Here is a 5081-nt window from a genome sequence, read left to right on the forward strand (position 1 = left end):
ATGACCAGGTTGTTTCAGATGCACCGCAGGTTATGGCAAAAGGAAGTGATAATCTTGCTTTCAGAATCAGGGAAATTGCTAAAGAAAACGAGGTTCCTGTTGTAGAAAATCGTCCTTTAGCTCGTGCACTCTATACAGAAACAGAAATCGGTGATATAATACCTAGTGACTATTTCTCGGCTATTGCTACAATTTATAGTCAGTTAGAAAAGTTTAACAAAAAGTAAGTGAGCTGTTTCGGGTGGGGATTTGAATGGCGAACCGTTTTAGTTTAAAAAATGTTTTGGGGACAAAAAATATTGCGAATCATTTTGTTGCAGCTTTTGCAATTGCAATAATCATGGGGCTTTTAATGCCTGCTCCGGGCGTACTCCTTGATTTCATGATGATTGTAAATATTTCAATTTCTGTTGTTGTTCTTCTTGTTGTCCTTTATACTCCAAAATCTTCAGATTTCACTTCTTTTCCCCGTGTTCTGCTTTTTGCGACTCTTTATGGGCTTGCACTTAATGTCTGTTCAACCCGTCTGATTTTAACAAAAGCTGCCGGTACCGGATATAAAGGTTTCCCAGGCTCCATGCTTAAGGCTTTTTCATCAATTGTAACAGGTGACAGTCCTGTAAAGCCTTCGACAACTGGTCTGATTATTGGTATGGTTATTTTTATCATTCTGATTATCATTCAGGTGTTAGTTATTACAAAAGGTGCAACCCGAGTTTCTGAAGTTGCAGCACGATTTAGTCTGGATGCAATGAACCAGAAATTTTTTGCCGTCGATTCTGAACTTAATTCCGGTTACATCACAGATGAAGAAGCCCGTGAAAAAAAGGCTGCAATTCAGCGTGATATTGATTTTTACTCAAGTATGGACGGTGCTTCAAAATTTGTAAGCGGAAATGTTAAAGCCGGTATTTTTATCACTGCACTTGATTTAATTGCAGGAATTGTAGCCGGTATGCTTATTAAAAATTCGCATGGAACCACTCTTACACTTGGTCAGTCAGCAGATCTTTATTCCCGTCTTACAATTGGTGACGGACTTTTAAGTCAGCTTCCTTCACTTCTGCTTTCTTTTGCGACCGGTCTTATTGTTACTGGAAATTCCAGTAAAGAAGTTCTTGGAGAACAGTTAAAAAAACAGCTTACTGCAAGCGGTTATGTTTTTATTATCACTGGAGTTACTCTGGCTCTTATGAGTTTAATTCCTAATTTCCCGTGGTATCTTCTGCTTCCAGTCGGCGGACTTTTTATTTTTTACGGTTACCGTTTGATTAAAAATGAAAAGGCGTCTTTTGCTAAAAAACTTGAAGAAGAACAGAACGAAAAAAATAAAAAAGCAGCCGGTGAAAACGGAGAAGTCAGCCCTGTTGTTCCCCTTGATCCGCTTTGTCTGGAACTTGGATACGCACTTATTCCGCTTGTTGATAAAGAAAAGGGTGCTGAACTTCTTGAACGTGTTACAAGAATCCGTCGTGAAGCCGGGCTTGATTTAGGTCTTGTTGTACCGAAAATTCGAATCATTGATAATATGACTCTTGCTCCTGATGAATACAGCTTTAAAATTAAAGGAATTGAAGCCGGACGAAGTAAAATTAAACTCGGCTATTATATGTGCATGAATACAGGAAGTGCTACTGAAGAAATCAAGGGCGAACAGACTTTTGATCCTGCCTTTGGTGTTCCTGCAGTCTGGGTAAGTGAAGAACAGCGTTCAGATGCAGAGAGGGCAGGCTATGCAGTTGTTGATCCGCCTACAATTATTGCTACTCATATCACTGAAATTATCCGTTCTCATGCAGCAGAAATTCTCGGACGTCTTGAAACTAAAGCTATCATTGATAAATTTAAAGAGAAAAATCCAGTCGTCGTTGATGAAGTTCTTACTACATATAAATACACCTACGGCGAAATTGAACATGTTCTGCAGGGGCTTCTTAAAGAACAGGTTTCAATCCGTAATGTTGAAACAATTCTGGAAACCCTCGCAAATTACGGTAATATGAGCCATAATAACTGGCTTCTTATTGAGAAAGTTCGTGAAGCACTGGGACTTCAAATATGTCTGCAGTATGTAGATCCTCATGATCCGAATAAAAAACTGAGCGTACTTCAGGTTTCTCAGGCTGCTTCAGAAAAAATTATGCAGCATATCGTTGTTCCTCAGGACGGTTCACAACCGCTTCTTGCTTTTGATCCTGTTGACAGCCGTAAATGGATAAAGGCTGTAGGGGAGTCAGTTGCAGCTTTAAGAGAACGTAATTATCTCCCGATTCTGCTATGTCCGACTTCTGAAGTGCGACAGCTTGTAAAACATTCAATTGATGTTGAAATGCCTGGAATTGCCGTTCTTTCGCTTAACGAAGTTGTTGCGGCCGGCAGAAATGTTAATCTGGAAATTCTTGGAGAAATAAATGTATAAAGAAAGTTATACTTCATCAGCTGTAAGAACTTTAAGTAATTCTCCTTCATATATGCCTTCTGCTAAATATGGGAAGCCTGAAAATGAAGTTCTTACGATTACAGGCAAAACTGAAGAAGAATGTGTTGAAAAGCTTTTTAATATGTACGGTCATAATTATACGCCGTTAGGAAAAAGACAGAAATTTAAGCCTGGTATTTTCGGATTCGGGCAGAAAGAGTATTGGGAAGTCCGTTATTCTATCGGTGCAGAACAAAAGCCTTTATCTCAGCAGGATTCTTTTCAGAAAAATCGTGATGAACTTTTATCAAAAGCTTCATCTGCTGTATCTCAGACTGTAGTAATGGCAAATCTTGATAAAAAGCTTGAAGAAATGAAAAAAACAATGGAAACAACCATGAAAAATATTGCTGCTGCAACTAATGCGGCTGATAAACCTGTTTCCATTCAGAAGGTTGAGGAGTTTCTTCAGGAAAACGAATTTACTTTTTCATACATTAATAAAATCACGACTCGTCTTAAAAGCGAACTTTCTGTTGAACAGCTTGAAGATTTTAATTTTGTCCAGGAAAAAGTTATTGACTGGATTGGTGAATCATTAAAAATTTCGCCAAAAACTTATCATCCTTATCCTCATGTAATTATTCTTGTAGGACCTACAGGTGTCGGAAAGACCACAACAATTGCAAAACTTGCCGGAACGATGATTCTTGAAGCCAGAAATGAAAATCAGGAAGAACCTAAAATCAGAATGATTACAATCGATCATACTCGTGTTGGAGCAGAAGAGCAGTTGAAGCGCTATGGGGATTTGCTTGGTGCTAATGTTGATAAGGCTGAGTCAGCTGAGGACGTAAAAAAAATCATTGATACTTATCGTGATAATATCGATGTGCTTTTTATTGATACCCCAGGTTATAGTCCGAATGATTCTGAGAATATCGGAAAAATGCGGAAAATGCTTGAAATAAAAGGAATTCAGCCTGATGTTTATTTAACATTTACTGCTTCTGCAAAGGCACGCGATATGATTTCTATTATCCAAAATTACGAACCGTTTAATTTTTCTTCCGTAATTATTACAAAATGGGATGAAACAAGTGCCATTGGTAATGTAATCAGCGTTCTTACAGAAAAAAATAAATCTGTTTCATACATAACTGATGGTCAGCAGGTTCCAAGAAAAATTGAACGTGCATCTGTCTTAAAATTTTTATTAAATTTAAATTATTTTAGTGATTTTAGAATAAATCGCGAACACATAAGTGAAAAATTTCCGGAGGAAAAATAAATGGAAGATCAGGCTCAGGAACTAAAAGAAATGATGTCAAATAATCACAAAACAAGAATTATTGCAATCACAAGTGGTAAAGGCGGTGTTGGAAAATCAAACCTGTCTGTAAATATGGCGATTGCTTATGCCCAGCAGGGAAAAAAAGTCATCCTTATTGACGGTGATTTGGGTATGGCGAATGTTAATGTCCTGATGAATATTGTACCTCAGTATAATCTTATGCATGTTATAAATAAACAGAAGATGATGCAGGAAATTATTAATGATACTGAGTTTGGTATAAAATTTATTGCCGGAGCAAACGGATTTTCAAAAATTGCTAATCTTACTGTAGATGAACTGGATTATTTTGCAAAGCAGTTTTCGATGCTTGGAAATGCAGATATTATTATTATTGATACTGGAGCTGGTATTGCCAATAATGTACTTCAATTCGTTGCTGCTGCTGATGAAGTTTATGTCGTAACAACTCCGGAGCCGACTGCAATTACCGATGCATACGGAATTATAAAAATCATAACAACAGAACTTTCTGACCGTGAAATGAATATAAAACTGCTTGTAAATCGTGTTCATTCTTCAGATGAAGGAAAAAGAATTTCTGAGCGTATTATAAATATCGTAGGACAGTTTTTGAATAAAAAAGTTGATTATATTGGTTTCGTTTATGATGACCCGGTTGTTCAGGCATCGGTTATACGGCAAAAACCTTTTATAATTGTTAATCCTACATCAAAACCTGCTCAGTGTATTAAGCATATTGTTGGTAGAATCGAAAAAAGCGACACAGGTGCTTCTGAAGGTGTTTCTAATTTTCTAAAAAAATTTTTAAGAAAAAATAATTAAAACTTGACCTAACGCTTTTTTTGACTTAATCTTAAAGAGGGAGGAATTTTTATGATAAACCCGAAATATATCTGCGTTTCTGCCTGCGTCGGGTTTTGTCTGTCTTTTTTTGTTGGACTTATTTCTGATGTAAGGTTCTCTTATGTTTGCTTAAGGGCGTTTATTTTTGCCCTTGTGTTTGCAGGACTTAGTGTCGGAATCAGTTTTTTATACAAAAAATTTCTTTCCTCAGATATTGGTTTTTCTAGTGATTCAGAATCTTCTCCCGTACATCCTGCTGCAGGAAGTGTTGTTAATATTGTAGTTGATGATTCAAATCTTGCTGATGATGAACATGCCCCTCATTTTGAAGTTTCAAATATCAGTCAGACTAAAAGTTTTGGCGGTGATTTGGAAAACGGAAAAAATGAAGATAAAGAACAGCTTGATAATATTGAAACCGCTAAAATAAAAACAGAAGAAGTTCAAAGTTTTACGCCTGCCAGTGTAAGTACGTTAACTTCTTCCCCTTCAGATTCCTCT

5 protein-coding genes are annotated in these 5081 nt (G+C 36.9%); all 5 read left to right on the plus strand.

Going from position 1 to position 5081, the window contains the following annotated elements; all coding sequences use genetic code 11:
• Window positions 1-227: EscU/YscU/HrcU family type III secretion system export apparatus switch protein (locus ACKI5B_RS00145; protein ID WP_407424927.1), on the plus strand; the 227-nt coding region annotated here is incomplete at its 5' end.
• A gap of 26 nt (window positions 228-253) precedes the next feature.
• Window positions 254-2419 carry a flagellar biosynthesis protein FlhA gene (locus tag ACKI5B_RS00150; protein ID WP_407424928.1) on the plus strand — a complete coding sequence of 722 codons (2166 nt, stop codon included), beginning with the start codon at window positions 254-256 and terminating at the stop codon, window positions 2417-2419.
• A complete protein-coding gene (locus ACKI5B_RS00155) occupies window positions 2412-3710 on the plus strand; it encodes an AAA family ATPase (protein WP_407424929.1) in 1299 nt (432 codons plus the stop codon). The genes ACKI5B_RS00150 and ACKI5B_RS00155 overlap by 8 nt, the downstream gene beginning before the upstream one ends.
• Entirely contained in the window at window positions 3711-4559 is an 849-nt protein-coding gene (locus ACKI5B_RS00160; RefSeq protein ID WP_407424930.1) for a MinD/ParA family protein, read from the plus strand. It begins immediately after the preceding gene.
• A gap of 51 nt (window positions 4560-4610) precedes the next feature.
• On the plus strand, window positions 4611-5081 hold a 471-nt coding region (locus ACKI5B_RS00165; protein WP_407424931.1), incomplete at its 3' end, for a hypothetical protein.

It is taken from the genome of Treponema sp. (assembly GCF_045657965.1).
Lineage (GTDB): Bacteria > Spirochaetota > Spirochaetia > Treponematales > Treponemataceae > Treponema_D.